We start from the raw sequence: 24,600 nt of genomic DNA, 5'->3' as shown, positions 1-24,600 counted from the left end.
ATGATTTTAAAGTTAGAAATAACGTGGGGCCACCACTTTCCATTTAGACCAACTGAAACGATAATTAATCATCAATTCATGCGAGACCGTTTGTGCACCTTTCAGATTCGACTGCAACGGGGTATCGTAAGAATATCCGATCTGTAAATTTTTGGTTGCCTGTACCTGTACCAGTCCGGTAACTGTTTTCTCCGAACGCCAGGAAGCTCCCAGCCATACCAGGTTTTTCAACAGGATGTTTGCATTAAGATCATACTGAAAACCGGCTCCCTTCACCATACGCAGCAACACATTCGGCTTCAGCTTCACGTCATCATTAATATCAATCAGGTATCCGCTTTGCACATAGTAATGGGTAGCAATCGTCATTTTATTCACACTGTTGCCCAGGTCAAAACTTTTGAAAGTCGGAGAAGACAAGCCAATAAAAAAGTGATCGGTAAACACCATAAAACCGAAGCCGATATCTGTTTTCCAGTAGCTCTGGTTTTGGGCAAAAACCGGGTCGGTTGTAGACAGGGAACTATTATCTTCCCGGTACTGCGACATACCACCTTTTAACCCCAGGGCGAGATAAATCTTATCATTCAGCTTTACCCGCTGGGAAACATTAAAGTTGACAGCCGTCTGCGAGTTTACCGTGATTTTTTCATTCATCAGCGATACACCAAAGCTGGTATTCGTAGCCTTGATAGGCGTATAGAAAGAAGCCGTGGCTGTTTTAGGCGCACCATCCACCCCTACCCACTGGTTACGCCCTACCGCTGTGAGGCTGGACGATTCATCCATAGAAGGGTAAGCAGGGTTAATCACCATGCCGTTGAACATATACTGCGAATACAATGGCTGTTGCTGTGCCTGTACCTGTATACAGCAACACCCACATAACAACACAATCCCTAAAGCTTTCATAAGATGCTTTTTCATAGGTATCAGCATAAATATTGTTTCAGAATCACCTTACTAATTCGTTTATTCATTAACGTTTGATTACAATAAACCCGGTATAACGTTCCTGTTTACCATCTGCCCATATTTCGATGTTGTAGAAATAAGAACCATCCGGTACATCCGCGCCTACATTACCACCGGCATTGGCGCGTCCTTTAAAGTTATTGACCTTGTTATCATAGTTATTCAGTCTGAAAATGGTACCTCCCCAGCGGTTAAAGATGACCACTTCATTCTTCGGATACTTCTCGATGTTTTCAATGTACATCACGTCATTTCCCTGTCCGTCGCCATTCGGAGATATCGCCGGATGTACCCTGATTTTATTTTTGTTATTATCGATGTAGCGCTTGTCGGTGGTAAAGCGTTCTACGGAATCCGGTACGCCATCACCATCAGAATCCAGGTCCAGGAAGTTGGGTATACCATCTCCATCCGTATCGTCATCAAACGGATCACCATTACCATTGATATCTTCCTCTTCATTACTCAAACCATCGCCGTCAGCATCACAAGGGCGACACATCGGATCATCATTCAGGATAACGCCCGTGGCTTTGGTCAGGTCGCCGATTACCGGTACATACTTTCCGGAAGGCACGCTCACGGCATTCATTTTCAATACAAATGTTTCATTTTGCTCAAAAATGGTATCTCCAATAATCGTCACCGGTACCTTCGCCATGGTTTCATAAGCTGGTATTACCACCTGTTTCACGGTATTGTCGAAGTCTACGCCCGGTGTAGCTTTGTAACCCATAAACGGATATTCTACCCCATCAGTTGATGCTTCAAAATCAAAGCTGATAGTAATCGGACGGGAACTCTTCCGGTTCATTTTCAGGTTAAAATTCAGTGGATTACGATCTCCCATATTTCCTTCCTTCACACTGAATTTATCTGCTGCAAACTGGAGGGTAAGCGGATCATTATCTGTGATCACCACCTCTTTCTCCGCAGCTGTTCCGGGTTTGTACAATGGTCCGCCATTGTTACCGGTATAGGGTTGTATCGCCACTTTCAGATAACCATCGTCATCATTCACATCATTGTCGGTAGCGGTGATCGTAAAGGTGTGTTCCGTTTGTAAGGCCGGTAATGTAACGGTGATCATGTCGCCATTCACAGTTCCTTCGCTGGCAGTGAACTTGCGGGCAGCGTCCTGCGTCACTTTCAGGCGGATCGGCATATCGTGCGCTGCTTTATTCACGGACTTCATCGTAAACGATACGGCTTCTCCTTCTGCAGCCGTTGTCACATTAGTTGTCAGATCCAGTACCAGGGTATCATTATCATGAATGATTACTTCCGCGGTAGTCTGTTTGGATAAAGGCCAGGTGACACCTGCCAGCGTACTGCTAACTTTTTGTAATGTCAGGTCTACACTTTCATCTCCCTCTACAATATTATTATCGATCGGTGTTACCACTACTGTTGCGCTATGCTGTCCGGCAGGAATAGTAGCCTGTCCGCTCAGTTTTTTGTAGCGGCTGTCTGCTACGGCATCTCCGGCAATGGTATAGTTTACTACCACATCTTTTACGGCAGATAAAGCAGCATCTGTAAAACGAATCCGGAAGGAGCCGGGAACAGCTGGTTCTGCGGCATCTGCTACTTTTTCTATCAGCATTTCGCGGCTGACCGCTTTAGGACCTGTTGCATCACTTTCGTCATCATGTACGATCAGCGTCACGGTATCCTGATCGTTTACATCCAGCGCCATGTTTTTATTGAAACGTTTCATCTGCGCCAGCATTAATGCTACCCGTACTTCTTCATCCCCTTCAATCACATTGTTATCAATCACATTTACGGGAACGGCTACACTGTTTTTACCCGCCGGGATATTTACAGCCGTCTGAATCGGTGCAATATTGGTGGTACCGATAATGCTGCTTACATAGAATACCACTTTCACATCCGCAGCCGCGGTAGACGTACCTGGCAGTTTAATCAGGTAAGCACCGTGTGTGGCTGGTTCAGCGGCATCTTTTGTTTTGCTCAGTGTTACCAGCATATCACCGGTTTCCGGTATCAGCAGTAACCCTGGTTGTTTAATAGTATAACCGGCTGTCAGCAGTTTAGCTGTGAACTGTACCTGCTCGTCGCCTTCCAGTACATTATCTGCCGTTATATGCAGTTGTACGGTTTTATCATGGTTACCGGCAGCCAGGGTCACTTCATCCGGGAGGCCACTGTAATCAGCAGCATCTGTATTAGTGATACCTGCCTGTGTGGCGATGGCTATTTTAATATTTTCGGCAGAAGTAATCTGATCATTGACAAACCCAAATGTTACGGCTGTCTTACTACCTTCATGTACTACGGAAGAATCAATCCGCATTTCCATTTTCAGATTATCCGGATTCAGGGAAGTCACATCATCGATGATAACAGCCAGGCTATCTCCTTTCATACCCGGGTAGTTCAGCGGCATAGCTACAATCCGCAGCAATTCAGCTTTCTCCAATACAAAGTCTTTCTTCGCCACAAAGCTGAATGACACATACGGTACGTTGGCCTGAATGGTAACCGTAGCCGGCATATTCATGATATCGTCTGCACCTGCTACTGAACTGCCACCAATCGCCAGTCCTATGCGGATATCCCTGGAAGAAGTCACACCCGGCGCGAGGCTTACTTTCGCGTGGTATACGTTCCCTTCCAGTACATGTGTATCCGGTGATAAGGACGAGATATGTATAAATCCGGTAGCCGGATCATCATGGGTTCTATCGAGGATGGTAATGTTTTTATCGCCTACTTTCCTATTCACCGGATCATCGGTAGTACCAATGAAGGTATAGGTTTCATCTTCTTCCAGTACCAGGTCTTTTTTCGCTTTGAATTCAAATGCAGCCACCCCTTCTCTTGCTCCTTTCTTAATAATGATATCGAAAGGAACCGGTAAGGTATTATGATCCTGTACGTCTGCGGTAGAACGGGCCGGGTCGTTGCTGATATGTATCACGATATCATGACCAGCCTGTAAACCGTTGGGCAATTGTGCTTTCAGGATTACACCGGCGCCGCCTTCATCTATTTTATCGGTATTGCTGCTCAGTTCAATGAGGGCTGGCAAAGGATATTGTGTCGGATCATCTTCAATCACCAGGTGTAAAGGCTGCATGGTATAATTACTGATACCATCTGTTGCTTTGGCCGTAATGGTAAAGTCTTCCGGACCTTCTGTGAAATTATCCTTGTTGATCGTCAGGCCGGTTTGTGTGCTGTTACCGCTGGCCAGTACTGCGGTATTACTTAACAGGTAATCAATACCCGCTTCTGCTTTGCCACCGGTATGTGGTAATTGGATGGTAATCGGTACTTCCGTGGTGATACCAGCCGGTAAGCTGATCGTTACCGGGCCATTGTCGCCTTCCGTCAGTGGTGATTTGAACACCGTAGTGGTCAGCACCAGGTTGGCTGGCAGTAGACGGGTCTGGTCCTGAACAACCAGATTCAGGTTATTGATCGTATAACCACTAGCGTTAGCATTTACTTTTACGGCTTCATTTTTTTCCAGGATATTATCTGTTGCTGTTTTTATCAGCTCAAACACGGCTGTCTTTTTACCGGCATCCAGGCGGAAGACTGGTGTCGTAAAGCTATAATCTGAACCTGCACTTGCTTCCGTGCTGTTATCTACCTGCAGATTTACCAATACGTCTTTGGTAGAGGCATATGGCATTTTCACGGTCACCATCACGGGCTGTCCTTCCGGTACCAGGGTACGATCGGGTGTGAGGGTCAGGGTTCTGGCGCCTGGCAGGTTAGCGGTACTATCTTTAATATATACAGTCGTACCTGTTACCGGCAGTTCCGCGATGCCTTTGTTACCTTCCAGGCGGATGCTGGCGGCATCATCCATCACATCATTCAGCGTGGCTGTAATTGGTGTGCTTACGCCGGCCTTGGTACCGTTTTTAATGGTGATCACTGCCGGGATACTGCTATGACGGCTATCGGCAGCAGTAGATGCCGCGGCGTCTTTACTCAGCTGTACCGTCAGATCTTTACCAGCTATCCATCCGTTGGGCAGCGTAGCCGTAATCTTTGTGCCGGCAATAGCGCCTTCCTGTATAGTGTCCGGAGCGCCGCTAAGTATAATCGGTGCTGTTAATGGGAACTGTTCATCTTTGATATCAAAATCGAGGGGATTGCCTCCCAGGGTGTAAACGGTACCCATTTCATCGCTCACCACTGGTGCGAGGTGGAATGTTTCCGGACCTTCTACCAGTATATCCTGTGTAACCGCCAGTAAGGTATTACCACCGGTGCCTGTGAAGTTTACTTCCGGCAGTAACTGATAGTCGGTACCGTATGTAGCCGTGCCCGTTGTTTGCGGCAGTTTTACTTTAATCGGTATTTCCGTAGTAACGTTGGCCGGTAATTTGAAAGTAATGGAAGTGCTTTCCGGCGCGCCTTTTTCATTCAGGTGTTGATCGGCAGCAGCAAAAGTCACCACGGTGTTGGCAGGGTTCAGGCGTGTCTGATCTTCAATCACCACTTTCGCATCTGATATGGTATACCCCGTGGCATCACCCGCAATATATAAGTCCTCGGCTCTCTCAATGATTCCGTCTTTTTTAGCGCGGATCACCGTGAAAGCAGTGAGCGTACTGTTCGTGTAAGCCGGCAGTTTGATCTGCTGCTGTACATATTCAAAGTCACCATCACTGGCGGTTGTACCTGTCGGATTTTTACGCAGACTAATCACGATATCTTTCGCAGCGGTATAACCGGCAGGCAATGTGATCGTAAACTTAGTACTGTCGTCTTCTTTTACAGTTGCTTTATCTGCCTGCAGGATGATCAGCTTTTGCTGACCCGTGGTTTTATCTACCATGGATAATTTCACACTGTCGCCGATCACAATACCGTTATCGGTAGTGCTACCATTGATGATCAGGTAACGGTCATCATCCCATACTTTATTTTCGATCGCTTTTATCGGGTATTTCACAGGTACATTACCTGGTGGCAGAATTTTAATCTGCGTTGGCAACCCACTATAACTATTGCTTAAGGCAGTAGATGTGGTACCTGCTGTAATATTTACCAGGATCGGTATAGCGGTGGTAACACCGGCAGGTAATTCTGCCCACAGGTCAGCAGTGGAACCTTCTTCTATCGTGTTTTGAGAAAGATGTAAAGTAATGGTAGCCGGCAACTGGGCATCTTTGATATCAAAATCAAGGAGGTTACCTGCCATCGTATAAGCCGTAGTTTCTTCATCACTTACAGTGGCTGCAATACGGAAATCTTCCAGGCCTTCTATCAGCAAATCAGGTGTAACTGTCAACAGCGTGTTACCACCAGCACCCGTGAAGCTCACTTCCGGTTGCAACTGATAGTCGGTACCAGACGTAGCGGTGCCGGTTGATTGTGGCAGTTTTACTTTAATCGGTATTTCCGTCGTCACATTCGCCGGCAGTTTGAAAGTAATCACGGTGTTCTCCGGTGCGCCTTTTTCATTCAGGTGTTGTGCGGCAGCAGCAAAAGTCACCACCGTATTGGCAGGGTTCAGGCGCGTTTGGTCTACAATCACCACTTTCGCATCTGATATGGTATAACCGGCAGCATCGCCTGCAATATACAAGTCCTCGGCTCTCTCAATGATTCCGTCTTTTTTAGCACGGATCACAGTGAAAGCAGTGAGCGTACTATTTGTGTAAGCCGGCAGTTTAATCTGCTGCTGTACATATTCAAAGTCGCCATCACTAGCGGTGGTACCCGTCAGATTTTTACGCAGACTAATCACGATGTCTTTAGCAGCGGTATAACCGGCAGGCAATGTGATCGTGAATTTCGTACTGTCGTCTTCTTTTACAGTTGCTTTATCTGCTTGCAGGATGATCAGCTTTTGCTGACCGGTGGTTTTATCTACCATGGATAATTTCACACTGTCGCCGATCACAATACCGTTATCGGTAGTACTACCATTGATGATCAGATAGCGGTCATCATCCCATACTTTATTCTCGATCGCTTTTACCGGGTATTTCACAGGTACATTACCTGGTGGCAGGATTTTAATCTGCGCCGGCAGGCCACTGTAACTATTGCTTAATGCGGTAGAAGTCGTACCTGCTGCAATATTTACCACGATTGGTATAGCAGTGGTGACACCGGCAGGCAGTTCTGCCCACAGGTCAGCAGTGGAACCTTCCTCTATCGTGTTTTGGGAAAGATGTAAAGTTATAGTAGCCGGCAGCTGGGCATCTTTAATATCAAAATCAAGGTTGTTACCTACCATCGTATAAGCCGTAGTCTCTTCATCACTTACGGAGGCTGCAATACGGAAATCTTCCAGGCCTTCTATCAGCAGATCGGCTGTAACCGCCAACAGCGTGCTACCACCAGCACCAGTGAAGCTCACTTCCGGCTGCAACTGATAGTCGGTACCAGCAGTAGCCGTACCCGTTGTTTGCGGCAGTTTTACTTTAATCGGTATTTCTGTCGTCACATTCGCCGGCAGGTTGAAAGTAATCGTGGTGTTCTCTGGTGCGCCTTTTTCGTTCAGGTGTTGTGCGGCAGCAGCAAAAGTCACCACCGTATTAGCCGGGTTCAGACGTGTTTGGTCTACAATCACCACTTTCGCATCTGATACGGTATAACCGGTAGCATCGCCCGCAATATACAGGTCCTCTGCTTTCTCAATGATCCCGTCTTTTTTAGCACGGATCACCGTGAAAGCAGTGAGCGTACTGTTCGTGTAAGCTGGCAGTTTGATCTGCTGCTGTACATATTCAAAGTCGCCATCACTGGCGGTAGTACCTGTCGGATTTTTACGCAGACTAATCACGATATCTTTCGCAGCGGTATAACCAGCAGGCAATGTGATCGTAAACTTCGTACTGTCGTCTTCTTTTACATTGGCTTTATCTGCCTGCAGGGTAATCTGCTTCGGTTGACCGGTGGTTTTATCTACCATCGATAATTTCACACTGTCACCAATAACAATACCATTATCGGTAGTACTACCATTGATGATCAGGTAACGGTCATCATCCCATACTTTATTCTCAATCGCTTTTACCGGGTATTTCACGGGTACATTACCAGACGGCAGGATTTTAATCTGCGCCGGCAGACCGCTGTAACTAGTACCTAAGGCTGTAGAGGTAGTTCCGGGCGTAATATTTACCACGATTGGTATAGCAGTGGTGACACCAGCAGGCAGTTCTGCCCACAGGTCGGCAGTAGTACCTTCTTCAATGATATTTTTAGAAAGATGTAATGTCACCGTAGCAGGTAACTGGTCATCTTTAATATCGAAGTCCAGGCTATTACCTACCATGGTATACGATGTGGCTTCCTCATCACTCACCGCTGCGGTGATTTTAAAATCTTCCAGCCCTTCTATCAGCTTGTCTGCCACTACTGTTAACTGTGCACTACCACCGGCACCGGTGAAGTTCACTTCCGGCAACAGCTGATAGTCATCAGTACGTGTAGCCGTACCAGTTATCTGCGGCAGTTTAACTTTGATCGGTATCTCCGTCGTCACATTCGTTGGCAGCTTGAAAGTAATCACTGTGCTTTCCGGCGCGCCTTTTTCATTCAGGTGTTGTGCCGCGGCAGCAAAAGTCACCACCGTATTGGCCGGGTTCAGGCGTGTCTGGTCTTCAATCTCTACTTTGGCATCTGATACGGTATAACCAGTAGCATCACCGGCAATATATAATGCTTCTTTTTTCTCGATGATCCCGTCTTTTTTGGCGCGGATCACTGTGAAAGCGGTGAGCGTACTATTCGTGTAAGCCGGCAGTTTGATCTGCTGCTGTACATATTCAAAGTCACCATCACTGGCTTCAGTACCAGTCGGATTTTTACGCAGGCTGATCACGATATCTTTGGCAGCGGTATAACCGGCAGGCAATGTGATCGTGAATTTCGTACTGTCGTCTTCTTTTAAGTTTGCTTTATCTGCCTGCAGCGTAATCAGTTTCGGTTGACCGGTGGTTTTATCGACCATCGATAATTTCACACTGTCCCCCATTACGATACCATTATCAGTAGTACTACCGTTGATGATCAGGTAACGGTCATCATCCCATACTTTATTTGCGATGGCAGTTATCGGATATTTTACAGGTACATTACCAGGCGGCAGGATTTTAATCTGTGCCGGCAGGCCGCTGTAACTAGTGTTTATGGCAGTAGAGGTAGTTCCGGGAGTAATATTTACCACGATCGGTATAGCAGTGGTGACACCAACAGGCAGTTCTGCCCACAAGTCAGCAGTAGTACCTTCTTCAATGGTGTTTTTAGAAAGATGTAATGTCACGGTAGCAGGTAACTGGTCATCTTTAATATCGAAGTCCAGGCTATTGCCTACCATGGTATACGGTGTGGTTTCTTCATCACTCACTGCTGCGGTGATTTTAAAATCCTCCAGTCCTTCTATCAGCTTATCTGCCACTACCGTTAACAGGGCACTACCACCGGTACCGGTGAAGTTCACTTCCGGTAACAGCTGATAGTCATCCGTACGTGTAGCCGTTCCTGTTATCTGCGGCAGTTTTACTTTAATCGGTATCTCCGTAGTTATATTCGCCGGCAGGTTGAAGGTAATCGTGGTATTTTCCGGCGCGCCTTTTTCATTCAGGTGTTGTGCGGCGGCAGCAAATGTCACCACGGTATTGGCCGGATTCAGCCGCGTCTGGTCTTCAATCTCCACTTTCGCATCTGCTACGGTATAACCGGTAGCATTACCGGCAATATATAACGCCTCTTTTTTCTCGATGATCCCGTCTTTTTTGGCGCGGATCACTGTGAAATCCGTCAGTACATTATTGGTAAAAGCAGGCAGCTTGATTTGTGACTGTACGTATTCAAAGTCGCCATCACTGGCTTCGGTACCTGTCGGATTTTTACTTAAACTAATCACGATGTCTTTGGCGGATGAGTAACCAGTAGGCAATGCGATCGTAAACTTAGTACTGTCGTCTTCTTTTAAATTCGCTTTATCTGCTTTCAGCGTGAGCAGCTTTGGCTGTCCTGCTGTTTTATCTGTTATTGATAATTTCACACTGTCGCCAATCACAATACCATTGTCAGTAGTACTACCATTGATAATCAGGTAACGGTCATCATCCCATACTTTATTCACTGTTGCGGTAATCGGATACTTCACGGGGACATTACCCGGCGGCAGGATTTTAATCAATGCCGGTAAGCCGCTGTAGCTGCCGGTGAGCGCCGTAGAAGTGGTACCCGTATCTATCTTCACGTCGATAGGAATGTCAGTTGTCAGCCCTGCCGGCAGTTCCGCCCACAGGTCAGCAGACTGTCCTTCTTCAATACTGATTTTAGACAGGTGTAAAGTAATGGTGGCAGGGAGCTGGGCATCTTTAATAATGATATCGGCTGCCATCTCTTTGAAACCGATGTCTGTAGGATCGGAAGAAGCAGGTACTATCTTCAGGGTTTCATTGCCTTCGATGCGGGTATCTGGTTTTATGTCCAGGTCTACTTCTATCTCATGGCCTGTGAGGATAACCGATGCCGGGGTAATCTCATAATCCAGGCCGGAGGTAGCCGTACCGGAAGTAGTGAGATTAACGGTAACAGGAATATCGGTGGTGACGCCATCCGGCAGACTTACTTTCAGTTTGCCTTTATAACCTTCCGGCAGCGTAGCGCTTTTCAGCACGCTGATCACGGTATATTCTGACTGGTTACGGGTATCATCCAGGAGTTTGGTGGCATCGCCGGTAGTCGTTTGGAACTGTCCCATCACATCTGCTGCTGCCACCAGTTTCAGGGACTCTTCCTTCTCCAGGATTTTATCATTCAACACTTTGATCATGATGTCTGCATCCGACTTGCCTATATCTATCAGCACACTGTCCGGAATCAGGTAGTCATCATTCAGCAATGCTGTGGAGGTAGCATCCGGGCGCAGCTTCACCCATATTTTCTGAGAGGTAAGTACGCCTGTAGGGAGAGATACCTTACCCACACCAGTAGTACCTTCCGCAATAGCCATAGGTACTTTGAGGGTGAGGTCTCTGGGCTCATCGTCTTTGATGGTATAGGCGCAGGTTTTCTGTGCCCCTACCAACACCATGGGACTACAGGTGGGTACCAGTTCAAAGGTAAGATTACGGCTATATTCCAGTCTGTTGTTACCATGGATAGTTACATTATCCAGGGAGATAATCTCGCCTGCTGTGTAGGTTTTAGCAGGAATCATATAACCTTCCTGCATGGAATAATCAGTGCCGGCAACAGCAGTGCCGGCATTGCCTACTACCATTTTCAGATAGGCAGGCGTTTTGAGAACACCACCAGTAACTACGCGTAGTTTAAGACTGGCCGGTGCGTGGTTGGTACTGCCTTCATCGTCAACAGCTGTCGCGGAAGCAAATTCTACTGTGATGGGTGTGCTGCCGCTGCTGGTGGCCCGGGGAACGAGTACGTTTGTACGTAGTTGTTCATAATCGCTGAAATCTGTCTGGGAGCCATATCCTACCATTACAGCGCCACCAATGGCGGCGTTGGCAGGAGATTTATATCCCATATTCAGTGCTACGGCAAGACCGCGGTTGTAGTTGGTTACAACGTTTTGCCTGTTGGTATTATAAAGATCTATTTCATTCTGTTTCTCGTTACGCAGGTATTCATCACCGGCATAATAAGAGCTGAAGCCGCTTTGGGCAGCATATACATGTGTGAGTGGTGTGTTGTAAGCGGCACAACTTGTCGCTGTTCTGAATTGCCCTACCAGTGAAGGAGATGTTGCGCCATTAATAAAACCATGGGCACACCAGCTTTCCGCACCGGGGTTATCCGGGTCGGCAGGATGCAGCTCCTGTTGCATCACTGTATATTCAGAAAGATAGAGGTAAGGTGTATAACCAGACTGATTGGAATTGAGTGTGAAGTCGAGTATAAAGTAAGGATCTCCTTTTACATAACTGATGGTGGTAATAAGGGCTCCTTTCTGAAAAGTAGCAGCCGGTTCAGGATCAATGGTACCAATGATATTAATGCGGTAAGGATTGGCGGTGGTACCTGCACCCAGTACGTCGGACACCTCACATACGGAAGGCCGTACTTCTGAGCTGACCACGCGGGGTATCTGTTTTACCAGTATCAGGGAGGGAACAATTCCCGGGTCTATGGAGCCCCGGTAGGTTTCGCATTTGCCGTTGCGGTAGATGCGGTAATTTCCGGCATTGGGGCCATCTGCATCTATCTCTATTCTTAATCCGTCCGAAGCGGTGTTGCCTCCGTTGGGGTTGATCACCCGAACTGTCTGCGCCTGCAGACCGGAGAAAACTATCAGTAATAAGCCTGGTAGTAACAATGTCAGCCTCAACCAAAAGAGCATAACATCCCTTCTTTCTTTCTTAGGATAGGATAGGAGTAACATATAAGCGTGTAATTTCTATTTATACATATAGATCTTTAATCGAAAATGTGTAAAGCAGTCTTTATAAAACCTATATGTGTTTTAACTAATTGGCTCCCCCGGCGTCTTCTCAAATGTTCTTCCCCTTCTATGAACATGAAAAACCAGCTGCCGGCAATTATTAAAAAAATATCAATATAAGAATGGCGAGTAAATAACGCGTTTTGGGCGCTATATGGTTTATAATATTTATATATGCTCTTTCACCTGTATACTACAGCTCAATAATTAAATATTAAATCATATATTTTAATTAGCAAATCTATAATATAATTTATATCTAATCAAATTATTTTATGAGAAGAGAAAGAAAAGAGAGGCTAAGAAGATGATTAACAAAAATTTATACCCTCCACTGCAGGCATACGACCGGGTTATTATGATAAAAGTTAAAATAACCCTAGATTTGCAAAAAATAATTAAGAATGTCTACAATTGCGAAATCTAACATTGACTTTAGCCTTCAATATAAGGTAAAAGACATGTCCCTCGCGGCCTGGGGTCGCAAGGAGATAGAACTGGCCGAAGCAGAGATGCCCGGACTGATGTCTTTAAGAGAAGAATATGGTAACAGCAAACCTCTCCAGGGCGCCCGCATTGCCGGTTGCCTGCATATGACCATTCAAACGGCTGTTTTAATCGAAACACTGGTACATCTGGGTGCTGAAGTACGTTGGAGTTCCTGCAATATATTTTCAACACAGGATCATGCTGCTGCTGCTATTGCCGCTGCGGGTATTCCTGTTTTCGCCTGGAAAGGGTTAAATGAGCAGGATTTTGACTGGTGTATTGAACAAACCCTGTTCTTCGGTGGTGCAGATCGTCCGTTGAACATGATCCTGGACGATGGTGGTGACCTGACCAACATGGTACTGGACAAATACCCTGAGCTGATCCAGCACGTGAAAGGCTTGAGTGAAGAAACCACTACCGGTGTTCACCGCCTGTACGAGCGTATGAAAAACGGCAGCTTACCTATCCCTGCTATCAATATCAACGACTCTGTTACCAAATCCAAATTTGATAACAAATACGGTTGCCGCGAATCCTGCGTAGATGCGATCCGTCGCGCTACCGATGTAATGATTGCCGGTAAAGTAGCCGTTGTTGCTGGTTTCGGTGACGTAGGTAAAGGTTCTGCTGAATCACTGAGAGGTGCTGGTGCCCGTGTAATCGTTACAGAAATCGATCCTATCTGTGCTTTACAGGCAGCGATGGAAGGTTACGAAGTGAAGAAAATGGTAGATGCCGTGAAAGAAGCGGATATCATCGTTACCACTACTGGTTGCCGCGATATCATCACCGGCGAGCACTTCAAACTGATGAAAGATAAATGTATCGTTTCCAATATCGGTCACTTTGATATCGAAATCGATGTAGCCTGGTTAAACAAAAACTACGGCAACACCAAAATCGAAATCAAACCACAGGTAGATAAATACACCATCGATGGTAAAGATATCATCCTGCTGGCTGAAGGCCGCCTGGTAAACCTGGGTTGCGCTACTGGTCACCCCTCTTTCGTAATGAGTAACTCTTTCACCAACCAGGTATTGGCTCAACTGGAACTGTGGACCAATGCTGGCAACTACGAAAACAAAGTTTACGTACTGCCTAAACACCTGGATGAAAAAGTAGCCCGTTTACACCTGAAAAAAGTAGGCGTAGAACTGGACGAACTGACCACTGCTCAATCTGAATACCTCGGTATTCCGGTAGCAGGCCCATTCAAGCCTGATTACTACAGATACTAGTAAGTACGCAGATCATATATAGCACAAAGCCATCAGAGCAGGATGCAGGCGCATACAACAAAACGCTGTCATCTCTTCCCTGATGGCTTTGTGCTTTATGCTTTTAAAAGTAATTTTGCAACATGACAAAGCTGAGTGTAAACATTAACAAGTTTGCGACCCTACGAAACGCACGTGGCGGCAATATTCCGGACATATTAAAAGTAGCCCGTGATTGTGAACAGTTCGGAGCCGATGGCATTACTGTTCACCCGCGCCCGGATGAGCGCCATATCCGTTACCAGGATGTACGCGACCTGAAACCGCTCGTTACGACCGAATTCAACATTGAAGGCTATCCGTCCAAAGACTTTATGGACCTCGTACTGGAGGTGAAACCCCACCAATGTACGCTGGTACCGGATCCACCGGATGCTATCACTTCCAATACCGGCTGGGATACCATCAAACACCAGTCGCAACTGAAAGAAGTGATCTCCGAATTAAAAAGGAATGGTATCCGGGTATCTATCTTCCTGAATGCGGAACCAGACAAAGTAGCAGGTGCCAAAAGTGCCGGCGCTGACCGCATTGAACTGTATACCGGTCCTTACGCAGAAGAATATACGAATGCCCGTACACAGCCGCAAAACCTGCAGCTGTTCAACGATTATAAAAATACCGCCCGCGAAGCAACGGCGATCGGCCTGGATCTTAATGCCGGTCATGACCTCAACCTGGATAACCTCCGGTTCTTCAAACTGCACATCCCCCAGCTGAAAGAAGTGTCTATCGGACATGCACTGGTGGCAGATGCCATCTACTTCGGCCTGGAAAATACCATACAGCTGTACAAACGCCAGCTGATAGACTAATATTTCCAACATATTCCACCAAATAATAAAGCCATTCCGTTGTTCCGGAATGGCTTTATTTTAACCCTTAAAACAATCAACATGTTGCATATCGGGGTCACAACTAAACCGATATGAACTTTATTTAGGTTGCCGCTATGACTGGCAGCAATGATACACGCAGTTACTTCTTTAATAACGCAATATCCAGCACTTGGTTCATTTCCCGTACATAATGGAATTTCATTCCCTTGATGTAAGCCGGGTTGATATCCTTGATATCCTTTTCATTTTGCCAGCACAGGATAATTTCACGGATACCTGCCCTTTTGGCGGCCAGTATCTTTTCCTTGATCCCGCCTACCGGCAATACCTGTCCGCGCAACGTAATTTCGCCTGACATAGCCAGATAGGATTTTACCTTACGGCCGGTGAATGCGGACGCCAGTGCCGTGAGCATGGTGATACCTGCACTGGGACCGTCTTTAGGCACAGCACCTTCCGGTACATGCACATGTATGTTCTTTTCCTTTAAGCGTTTCGGATCTATCTTACATTCAGCTGCATGGGCCTGCAGATAACTCAGGGCGGTAACGGCAGATTCTTTCATCACATTCCCCAGGTTACCGGTCAGTTTCAGTTCCCCCTTCCCTTCACTCAGACTACTTTCAATAAACAGGATGTCGCCTCCTACGTAGGTCCAGGCCAGGCCTACTGCTACGCCGGGAGGATTTCCTACTTTATAGATTTCATTGGAATACCGCGGTTTGCCCAGTATTTTCTGGATCGTGGCATCGGTCACAGCTTCCGGCAACGGACGCTCCAGGGCCACTTCCTTCGCCAGGTTACGCATAATGGAAGCAAATTGCCGGTCCAGTTCACGCACCCCGCTCTCCCGGGTATAATCTGCAATGATATGCTCTATAACGCTGTTGCTTATACGGAATTTAGTGTCTTTTAAGCCATGGGCTTCTTTCTGTTTGGGCAACAGGTGCCGTTTGGCGATTTCTACTTTTTCCTCGATGGAATAACCACTCAGGTCAATGATTTCCAGCCTGTCGCGCAGTGCCGGGTGAATGGCGCCGATATTATTGGCAGTGGCAATAAATAATACCCTGCTCAGGTCAAATTCCAGTTCCAGGTAGTTATCGTAGAAGGTGCTGTTTTGCTCGGGGTCCAGTACTTCCAGTAAAGCAGAACTGGGATCGCCGCGCAGATCATTACCTATTTTATCTATTTCATCCAGGATCATCACCGGATTGGCTGATTTGGTTTTGCGGATCGACTGTACTACCCTACCCGGCATGGCGCCGATATAGGTTTTACGGTGACCTCTGATCTCACTTTCATCATGCAATCCGCCCAGGCTTAACCGTACATATTTACGGCCTACCGCGTTGGCAATAGAACGGCCGAGGGAAGTTTTACCAATACCGGGAGGGCCTACGAAACACAGGATCGGAGATTTCATATCTCCTTTCAGTTTCAGTACCGCCAGGTATTCCAGGATACGTTCCTTTATTTTTTCCATGCCATAATGGTCATGGTCCAGTATTTTCTTTGCTTTTTTCAGGTCGTAGCTGTCGGTGGTATATTCACCCCATGGCAGATCCAGCAAGAGGTCCAGGTGGTTGTATACCACGCTGTAATCCGGTGTGCTGGGGTGCATGCGCTCCAGTTTCTCGATACCTTTGGCAAAAGCTTCGGCTGCAGCGGCGGGCCATTTTTTGTCTTCCGCCTTGCGCTTCATTTCTTTCAGCTCCCGGTCATTGCTATCACCGCCCAACTCTTCTTTGATGGACTTCATCTGCTGCTGCAGGAAATAATCCCGTTGCTGTTTGTCGAGGTCCGCTTTGGTTTTGTTGGTGATCTTATTTTTCAGTTCTGCCAGCTGCAATTCTGTTTGCAACAGTTTCATCAGCAATTCCGCACGGGTGCGCAGGTTGTTGATCTCCAGCAGCTGCTGTTTATCCTTCAGGTCTGAATTCAGATTGGAAGAAACAAAATGCACCAGGAAAGAAGGATTCTCTATGTTTTTCAGGATAATGCTGGCTTCAGAAGGCAGATTGGGAGATAACTGAATGATTTGTCCGGCCAGGTCTTTAATGGAAGAAACATATGCTTCAAATTCTGAATCATCTTCCACGATTTCATCCAGCAGGATGGTCACTTTTGCCTTGAAGTAAGGATCTTCTGCAATTATTTCGTCGATCTTGAAACGTTTGCGACCCTGGATAATGATAGTGGTGCCGCCATCCGGCATTTTGATCAGTTTCACAATACGCGCCACTGTTCCTACATTACTGAGGTCCGCTACATTCGGATCTTCAATGGTGCTGTCTTTTTGCGCTACAACTCCGATCATTTTGTCAGTTTTGTACGCATCAGCCACCGCTTTTATAGATTTATCCCGGCCCACTGTAATGGGGAGTACAACACCGGGAAATAATACCGTATTCCGTAATGGTAGTAATGCCAGTTCATCGGGAATTTTTTCATCCTCTTGTCCTTCCCCGTCTTCATTCAATGGGATAATAGGCATGAACTCCATTTCATCTTCCGAATTTCCTAAATAAAATCTGTTCATCTGAGATATTTAAAGCCTCATGAGGACATTCTGTCAGATATACCTGGTAAAGTCCTCTATTTTTTAAGTACACCTACATAGTCAAGTTTGATGCCAAGTGACGCACTGTCAGAATTTCTCAGCCACAAAGGGGGAGGCACATCGGATAGATCTGCAGAGAAGGGAAAACAACGGGGAAAACAATGGTATTAGAAAAGGATGAGGGGTTAGCCCAAAAGTAAGTTACTTTTTTGCCAACCCCTTTATCCTCTTATACTTGAAAAACTACCCTTTATACGGATTGTATGATTACAGGGTTACACCTACACCAATCTGGATGCTCTGGTTTTTCCAGTTACCGGTGTCGGTAACGGTGTTGATACCTTTTACGTCATTGAAACCAATGATGTAACGTGCACTGATGTTTACAATCGGTAATTGCAGCCACAGACCAGCTACACCGGAGATGTCACCACCTTTGAACGCCTGATTGGCAGCACCGAAAACTTTTTTGTCGCTTACTAAAGCACTGAACTGAGGACCTACCTGCAATTTGAAACGAGGACTACCCAGGTCAATATTGGCCAGAATAGGAATGCTCAGATAACTCAGCGTAATTTTTTTGCCATTATCTTCCAGGTTATTGGTGTTGAAGATTTGCTTGAAATCATCTGTAGTTTTGTTTTTGGTAGAAGAGAAGATGACTTCACCCTGTACACCAAAACCTTTTACCAGATTCAATTGTGCAAAACCACCAATGTGATAACCCAGTTTGAATCCATCCTGAAAACCGGTACCGTTGAGTTTTCCAAGGTTGGCTCCTCCTTTTACGCCAAAGCGCAATAATCTATCCTGTGCATGAACGTTGGCTGCAGTGGCGATCAGTAACACTGCTACGGCGAAAAACAGTTTTTTCATAAAAGTTTGTATTGTTAATAATGGTTAAAATAAATAGACGTCCCACTTTACAGTTACCCCTATCTTTCAATTGGATTTTCTTTAAATACAAATTCCGTGCTATTTGTTAAAATTATCCTATCATTCAAAAACCATACGTGATACGGGCGGTAAAATATTGCTGTAAACGCTTATCTGTACCGGATAAGAGCTTAAAAACAGTAAATGAAGGAGCTACATTTACTTTCCCAATTACATAGGATAAATTAAGAGTGAGGTCTATGGCGCGTGGTTCAAACTTTCTGTGATCAGCCACATCTTTTTCCTGCTGCAACGATACAACAGTTTTATTATTATACAGGGGAGAACGTGTTAGATATTGCATGGCTTTAAGGCTGCTGTAATAATTATCGGTACCCATGGTGAGCGCCAGCGAAGGAATAAAGACCAGCGCGTCTTCTTCCTGCAACAGGGAAGAAAAAATGAAAGGATGCCTGACGGCCGCTATTACATTAAAGTCGCTGCCGTACAACGTTTTCCGGTAGCCACCGGACTTCACATCTTCATATACAATTCCTTTCCGGTCGTCTTTAGACTCCATCTTGCCCCAGCCATAATCCAGGATGATACCCGGCTGCAACCACCATTTGCGGAAATAGAAATAGGCATATAGTTCGTTTTTGATGGGCGTAGCCGGTACGTCGGCAGAATCGGCAAAGAGATAACGGGTATAGGAGATACCGGTGATAAACTGCTTGTTTTTCGTATAGTCGTAACCAGCAGTAAGATCCCATTCATACAGGGATTGCTTACTGGCCTTCAAGAGCCAGTAAGCACTGACACTTCCATAAAAACCACTTTTATGATAATAGGTAACGGAAGGAGAGAGAAACGTTTTCAATACCAGCGCACTATCATATGCGGCCGTTTTATTGGCATAAGCAGGATTATTTCCATAACTGATCCCCACCAACAATTCGCTTTTCTCCTGTTTCTGCAGAAGGGAATCCAGTTGTCGTTCCAGCTCCGCTAAAGACTGGCCATTTACTGCACGGCTACATAGCAGCAAGAATAAGAAACAATACAGACGCATGTTAATGATACCTGCACACAATATAGTGGCTATTCCCTATCCGCTGGCCGCAATTGGGACGAATACCAGAAAAGTAAAGCCCAATACGGGTTATTTGTCGATCAGCCTGACGGAGGCAGCTTAAACCAGGTCTATCACCGTAATTTCCGGCAATACCCCTACTCTGCCGGGATATCCCAGGAAACCAAATCCCCGGTTTACATACAGGTGCTGCATGCCTTCCTTGTACAAGCCGGCCCACTCTTTATAGAAGTACTGGGCAGGGCTCCACTTGAAACCCGGAATTTCAACACCGAACTGCATCCCGTGGGTATGACCCGCCAGGGTGAGGGCAATATCCGGATAATGCGGCCGTACCTGTGCATCCCAATGGGTGGGGTCGTGAGAGAGTAATATCTTAAATGGAATATGGCTCACCCCTTCATAAGTACGCTTGAGGTCGCCATAACGGGGAAAGCGTTTTACAGCACTCCAGTTTTCCACACCCAGCAAAGCGATCTGTTCGCCTCCTCTTTCCAGGGTCACGCTTTCATTCATCATGAGTTTCCAGCCCAGCTCACCGTGCACAGCCTTCAACCTCTCCAGGTTTTGTTGCCGCATCACGCTGTGGCCATCCGGTGTTTTATCCGGCCAGAATACATAATCGCCGTAGTCGTGGTTGCCCAGGGTAGAAAACACACCCATCGGCGCTTTCACCTGGCTGAATACATCCATCCAGGGTTCCATTTCATCGGCCGTATTATTCACCAGGTCGCCGGTAAACAGTACCAGGTCCGGCTTCTGGGCATTTACCAGTTCAATTCCTTTTAATACCGCCTCCCGGTTGGCAAAGCTGCCGGAATGGATATCAGACAACTGCACAATACGTAAGCCCTTAAAGGCAGCCGGCAGGTGGTTAAAGGCCAGTTTTATTTTATGAACCCGGTAATTGTATTTATTGGACAGGCCATACATCAGGGTAGCAAAGAAACTACCGCCGGCCAGCAGGCCCAGTTTGTTGAGGAACTGGGAGCGGGAAATACCGTCAGCTATGGCGGTGGTATCGGGGGCCTTTTCACCAGCTATCTTGCGAAACAGCCACAACACAACTCTCCGCAGGTCGTCTACCAGCAGGAAGACTGTAATCAGTAACTTGGCTACCACCAATCCCATAAACAGGGCAATGACATAGGATTTAAAAGTGGGTGGCCAGTTTTCCCAATTGATATAGGGCAGTAACAGGATGATGGCTACCGTACCCAGGGAAATAACCCAGTAAATACTATAGGTAATGTTTCTGACACGGGGTGCAGACGTATATACGATGGCACGGATGGCCTGAAAAACATATATATCCAATAACAGGAGAAAGATGACAAGAATGATCGAATTGATTCCCGGACGCATTATTATTAATTAATATAGATAAATAACATATGAGCAATATACCCCAAGTTATCGGGTCTAAAAAGTTAAAACCGGAGCAGGGGATAATAAGCAGACGATCAAATGGCGGCGGAATTGTATCATTCCTTATATTTTTTTTATCGGGCGGGGAGAATTCCTACATTTGCTGGCTAACCGGCTGGCAGGCATCGTGTTAATATTATTAATAATATAACAAATCTGTCGCTTGCCGAAACAGGCTAGTTACTAACCCATTAACAGATGGAAATGGCTGTCTTGCGCACAGTTTGTGTATAAATAAATATACTACAGCGCCTGAATTTTACCTAATCGTTGTATTTTTGTCCGATTGGGGCTACATTTAATTATAAATGAAGAATTAATATTGAGATAAAAATTACGGATTTCAAATTAGTGATTACGCATTAGGCAACAGATAACAGGGAATCATCTTCATTTTATCTGCTGGATAATGCGTCTTGCTTAATTTGAAATTCGTAGTTGCTTCAAATAAGTTATACGATGAAATATACTTGTTACGGACATGCGTGCTTTGCAGTAGAAATAGCGGGTAAGAAAATCCTGTTTGACCCTTTTATCAGGTATAATGAACTGGCGAAAGAGATCGATATCGAAAGCGTAACGGCTGATTATATTTTTGTTTCTCATGGTCACGAAGATCATCTGGCTGACCTGGTAGATATAGCCAAAAGAACCAATGCGACCGTTGTATCCAATTTTGAGATTATTACCTGGGCAGGCAAACAAGGCCTTACGAAGGTACATCCCATGAATACCGGTGGCAAGTGGCAGTTTGATTTTGGAACTGTGAAATGTGTGGTAGCTCATCATTCCAGCAGTTTACCGGATGGTACCTATGGTGGCAACCCCATGGGATTTGTGTTTACTACGGCAGCCGGCAACTTTTATTATGCCGGAGATACTGCCCTGACACTGGATATGCAGCTGATTCCGGCCTTCACACAGCTGGATTTTGCCGTATTACCGATAGGTGATAATTTTACCATGGGCGTGGAGGATGCCATAGCAGCCGCCAAACTGGTAGCTTGTAAGAAAATAATCGGGGTACATTACGATACGTTCGGCTACGTTAAAATAGACCAGGCAGCGGCCCTGCAACAATTCAAGGCAGCCGGCCTGGAACTGGTACTACCGGCGATAGGCAGCACCATAGAGGTTTGAGGACGAGGCGATCAAGACTCCTTTATCCTTTATCCTATAAATAAACCTTTGAATTTTTAAATTACACAATGGCTAGAATAATCGCAATCGCTAACCAAAAAGGGGGCGTGGGAAAAACTACAAGTGCAATAAACCTGGCAAGCAGCCTGGCTGTGCTGGAATTTAAAACATTGCTGGTAGATGCCGACCCCCAGGCTAACAGTACCACAGGACTGGGCTTTGACCTGCGCAATGTGCAGCAAAGTCTGTATGACTGTATGGTAAACGATGTTCAGGCCAAAGACGTGATACTCGAATCGGATACCCCTTTTCTGAAGGTACTCCCTTCACATATAGACCTGGTAGGTGCGGAACTGGAACTGATCAACCACCCAAGCCGGGAAAGAGTGATGAAACAGGTGATAGATGCGGTACAGGATGATTATGATTTTGTGATCTTAGACTGCTCCCCTTCCCTCGGATTGATTACGGTAAATGCCCTGGTGGCCTCCAACTCCGTAATCATTCCCGTTCAGTGTGAGTTTTTTGCACTGGAAGGTTTGGGTAAATTACTCAATACCATTAAAATTGTACAGAGCAGACTGAATACGGCCCTGGAAATTGAAGGTATTCTCATGACCATGTACGATGGCCGTTTACGTCTGAGCAACCAGGTGGTAGATGAAGTAAAACAACATTTCGAAGAAAGCGTTTTCAATACTATTATACACCGTAATACCAAACTGGGTGAAGCACCCAGCTTCGGCAAATCGGTGATTATGTATGATGCAGCCAGTACAGGAGCAATCAACTACCTGAACCTGGCCAAGGAAATCCTGCAGAAACATAATTTCACTCAAATTAAATCCAAAGACAAAATCTTAGCTATAAACGATGACCAATCCAAGTAAGAAAGAGGCGTTGGGTAAAGGCATCCGCTCACTGCTTCAAAACATTGATACTGATCTGAAGCACACTTCCGGCGCCCTGGGCGATAAGGTAGTAGCAGGTGTTACCGGTATAGAACGTATTCCGCTGGACCAGATTGTAACCAATCCGAAACAGCCACGTCGTGACTTTGATGAGGTTTCTTTACAGGAGCTGAGCCAGTCTATTAAACTGCACGATGTTATCCAGCCCATCACGGTTGCCAAAATCAGTAACAAAAAGTTCCAGCTCATTGCCGGTGAAAGGCGTTTAAGAGCCAGCAAACAAGCGGGCCTTAACGATATACCCGCCTATATCCGCCAGGTAAATGACCAGGAACTGCTGGAACTGGCATTGCTGGAAAACCTGCAACGGGAAAACCTCAACGCGATTGAGGTGGGGCTGAGCTACAAAAGGCTGATGGAAGAATGTACCCTCACCCAGGAACAGGTAGCAGAAAGAATGGGGAAGGAAAGAAGTACCGTTACCAACTATATCCGCCTGCTGAAACTGCCGCCGGATATTCAGGTAGCTGTACGTAATGCCCAGCTGAGTATGGGTCATGCCCGGGTATTGACCGGTGTGGAAAATGTGGAAAACCAGCTTTTCCTGTACAATGAAATCCTGAAAAACGGCCTGTCTGTAAGACAAACAGAAGAACTGGCACGCCGTATTAACCAGGCAGATAAATCCAATCAGCAGAAACCGGCCAAAGTAAAGTTATCGCCGGCTTTCCAGAAGATACAGGATAACCTGGCTTCTCACTTTTCTACGAAAGTGAAGCTGGAAAGAGGTAAAAGCGGGAAAGGCAGTATTATGATCGAATTCTATTCAGATGAAGAACTGGATAGCATCCTGGAAAAAATAGATATATACGGTGGCTAACAAAGCTGGAAACATAGTTCATTTTCTGCGTTACCTTATACTGGCAGTATTGCCACTTGTGGCAGCAGGCCGGTTACAGGCCCAGGACACCCTACATCCTGTAGTCAAAGCAGTGGCAGATACCCTTGCCCAGGCAACACCGGTTCCCGTAAAAGATACCCTGAAAGCCAGGGCTATCAGCCGGGATACCTTTTATGTAGCCAATTCCAAACTGCCGCACAGTCCGCGGAAAGCAGCCCTTTATTCGGCAGTAATACCCGGACTGGGACAGGCCTACAACCGGGAATACTGGAAAATTCCGCTGATATATGCAGCTATTGGTACCTGTACCTACTTCTTCATCGACAACATGAAAACCTACAAGGAATTCCGTGATGCCTACCGCTTGAAAAAAGCCGGCATTCCGGATCCTAACGGCAAATACAATATCTACGATCCGGAGTCGCTGAAATATAACCGGGATACCTTCCGGGAGTATATGGATTATTCTGTATTGTTTTTTATCCTCGCCTACGGCCTGAATATCGCAGATGCCACCGTGTTTGCGCACTTAAGGACGTTTGACATGTCCAATGACCTGAGCATCCGCGTCTCCCCTACATTGATCAACAACCGCACCCTGGGCGTTGGGGTTAATATTACCCTGGGGGGCAAAAAGAACAATAGCTACCGGTACGTTGCCGGCCGCTAATCGCCATCGC

Annotated in this window: 13 protein-coding genes; 7 read left to right on the top strand and 6 right to left on the bottom strand. The window is 46.2% G+C overall.

Going from position 1 to position 24,600, the window contains the following annotated elements; all coding sequences use genetic code 11:
• Positions 1-12: 12 nt before the first annotated feature.
• Complete coding sequence (locus OL444_RS09940) at positions 13-912, bottom strand: PorP/SprF family type IX secretion system membrane protein (RefSeq protein WP_264733365.1); 900 nt, start codon at positions 910-912, stop codon at positions 13-15.
• 67 nt (positions 913-979) lie between these two features.
• Positions 980-12,337, bottom strand: coding sequence for a Calx-beta domain-containing protein (locus tag OL444_RS09935; protein WP_264733366.1), 11,358 nt, complete (start codon positions 12,335-12,337; stop codon positions 980-982).
• Positions 12,338-12,801: 464 nt separating this feature from the next.
• Between OL444_RS09935 and ahcY the strand changes: the two genes are divergently transcribed.
• Both ahcY and OL444_RS09925 read left to right on the top strand, forming a co-directional pair.
• Entirely contained in the window at positions 12,802-14,130 is a 1,329-nt protein-coding gene (gene ahcY / locus OL444_RS09930) for an adenosylhomocysteinase (protein WP_264733367.1), read from the top strand.
• A 122-nt stretch (positions 14,131-14,252) separates the two neighbouring features.
• On the top strand, positions 14,253-14,984 hold the full coding sequence (locus OL444_RS09925) for a pyridoxine 5'-phosphate synthase (protein ID WP_264733368.1): 732 nt from the start codon (positions 14,253-14,255) through the stop codon (positions 14,982-14,984).
• A 163-nt stretch (positions 14,985-15,147) separates the two neighbouring features.
• Here OL444_RS09925 and lon read toward each other — a convergent pair whose 3' ends face one another.
• From lon to OL444_RS09910, 3 genes are all read right to left on the bottom strand, one after another.
• Positions 15,148-17,550, bottom strand: coding sequence for an endopeptidase La (gene lon / locus OL444_RS09920; RefSeq protein ID WP_264733369.1), 2,403 nt, complete (start codon positions 17,548-17,550; stop codon positions 15,148-15,150).
• 288 nt (positions 17,551-17,838) lie between these two features.
• Positions 17,839-18,447 (bottom strand): porin family protein, encoded by a 609-nt coding sequence (locus OL444_RS09915; RefSeq protein WP_264733370.1) that lies wholly within the window; start codon positions 18,445-18,447, stop codon positions 17,839-17,841.
• 124 nt (positions 18,448-18,571) lie between these two features.
• Complete coding sequence (locus OL444_RS09910; RefSeq protein WP_264733371.1) at positions 18,572-19,519, bottom strand: hypothetical protein; 948 nt, start codon at positions 19,517-19,519, stop codon at positions 18,572-18,574.
• Between OL444_RS09910 and OL444_RS09905 the strand changes: the two genes are divergently transcribed.
• Positions 19,518-19,643, top strand: a complete 126-nt coding sequence (locus OL444_RS09905; RefSeq protein ID WP_264733372.1) for a hypothetical protein — start codon at positions 19,518-19,520, stop codon at positions 19,641-19,643. The genes OL444_RS09910 and OL444_RS09905 overlap by 2 nt on opposite strands.
• Here the strand turns inward: OL444_RS09905 and OL444_RS09900 are convergent.
• Positions 19,640-20,905: a metallophosphoesterase gene (locus OL444_RS09900; RefSeq protein WP_264733373.1), complete on the bottom strand. Its 1,266-nt coding sequence runs from the start codon at positions 20,903-20,905 to the stop codon at positions 19,640-19,642. The genes OL444_RS09905 and OL444_RS09900 overlap by 4 nt on opposite strands.
• 522 nt (positions 20,906-21,427) lie before the next feature.
• Here OL444_RS09900 and OL444_RS09895 point away from each other — a divergent pair.
• The 4 genes from OL444_RS09895 to OL444_RS09880 all read left to right on the top strand — a co-directional run bounded on the left by OL444_RS09895 (position 21,428) and on the right by OL444_RS09880 (position 24,590).
• Positions 21,428-22,108: a metal-dependent hydrolase gene (locus OL444_RS09895; RefSeq protein WP_264733374.1), complete on the top strand. Its 681-nt coding sequence runs from the start codon at positions 21,428-21,430 to the stop codon at positions 22,106-22,108.
• A gap of 68 nt (positions 22,109-22,176) precedes the next feature.
• Positions 22,177-22,998 (top strand): ParA family protein, encoded by an 822-nt coding sequence (locus OL444_RS09890; protein ID WP_264733375.1) that lies wholly within the window; start codon positions 22,177-22,179, stop codon positions 22,996-22,998.
• Complete coding sequence (locus OL444_RS09885) at positions 22,982-23,899, top strand: ParB/RepB/Spo0J family partition protein (RefSeq protein ID WP_264733376.1); 918 nt, start codon at positions 22,982-22,984, stop codon at positions 23,897-23,899. The genes OL444_RS09890 and OL444_RS09885 overlap by 17 nt, the downstream gene beginning before the upstream one ends.
• Positions 23,892-24,590 (top strand): DUF5683 domain-containing protein, encoded by a 699-nt coding sequence (locus OL444_RS09880; protein ID WP_264733377.1) that lies wholly within the window; start codon positions 23,892-23,894, stop codon positions 24,588-24,590. The genes OL444_RS09885 and OL444_RS09880 overlap by 8 nt, the downstream gene beginning before the upstream one ends.
• The last annotated feature ends 10 nt before the right edge of the window (positions 24,591-24,600 follow it).

It is taken from the genome of Chitinophaga nivalis, assembly GCF_025989125.1.
GTDB lineage: Bacteria > Bacteroidota > Bacteroidia > Chitinophagales > Chitinophagaceae > Chitinophaga > Chitinophaga nivalis.
Note: the sequence above shows the minus strand (reverse complement) of the source record. Positions and strands in the feature narration are given on the sequence as shown.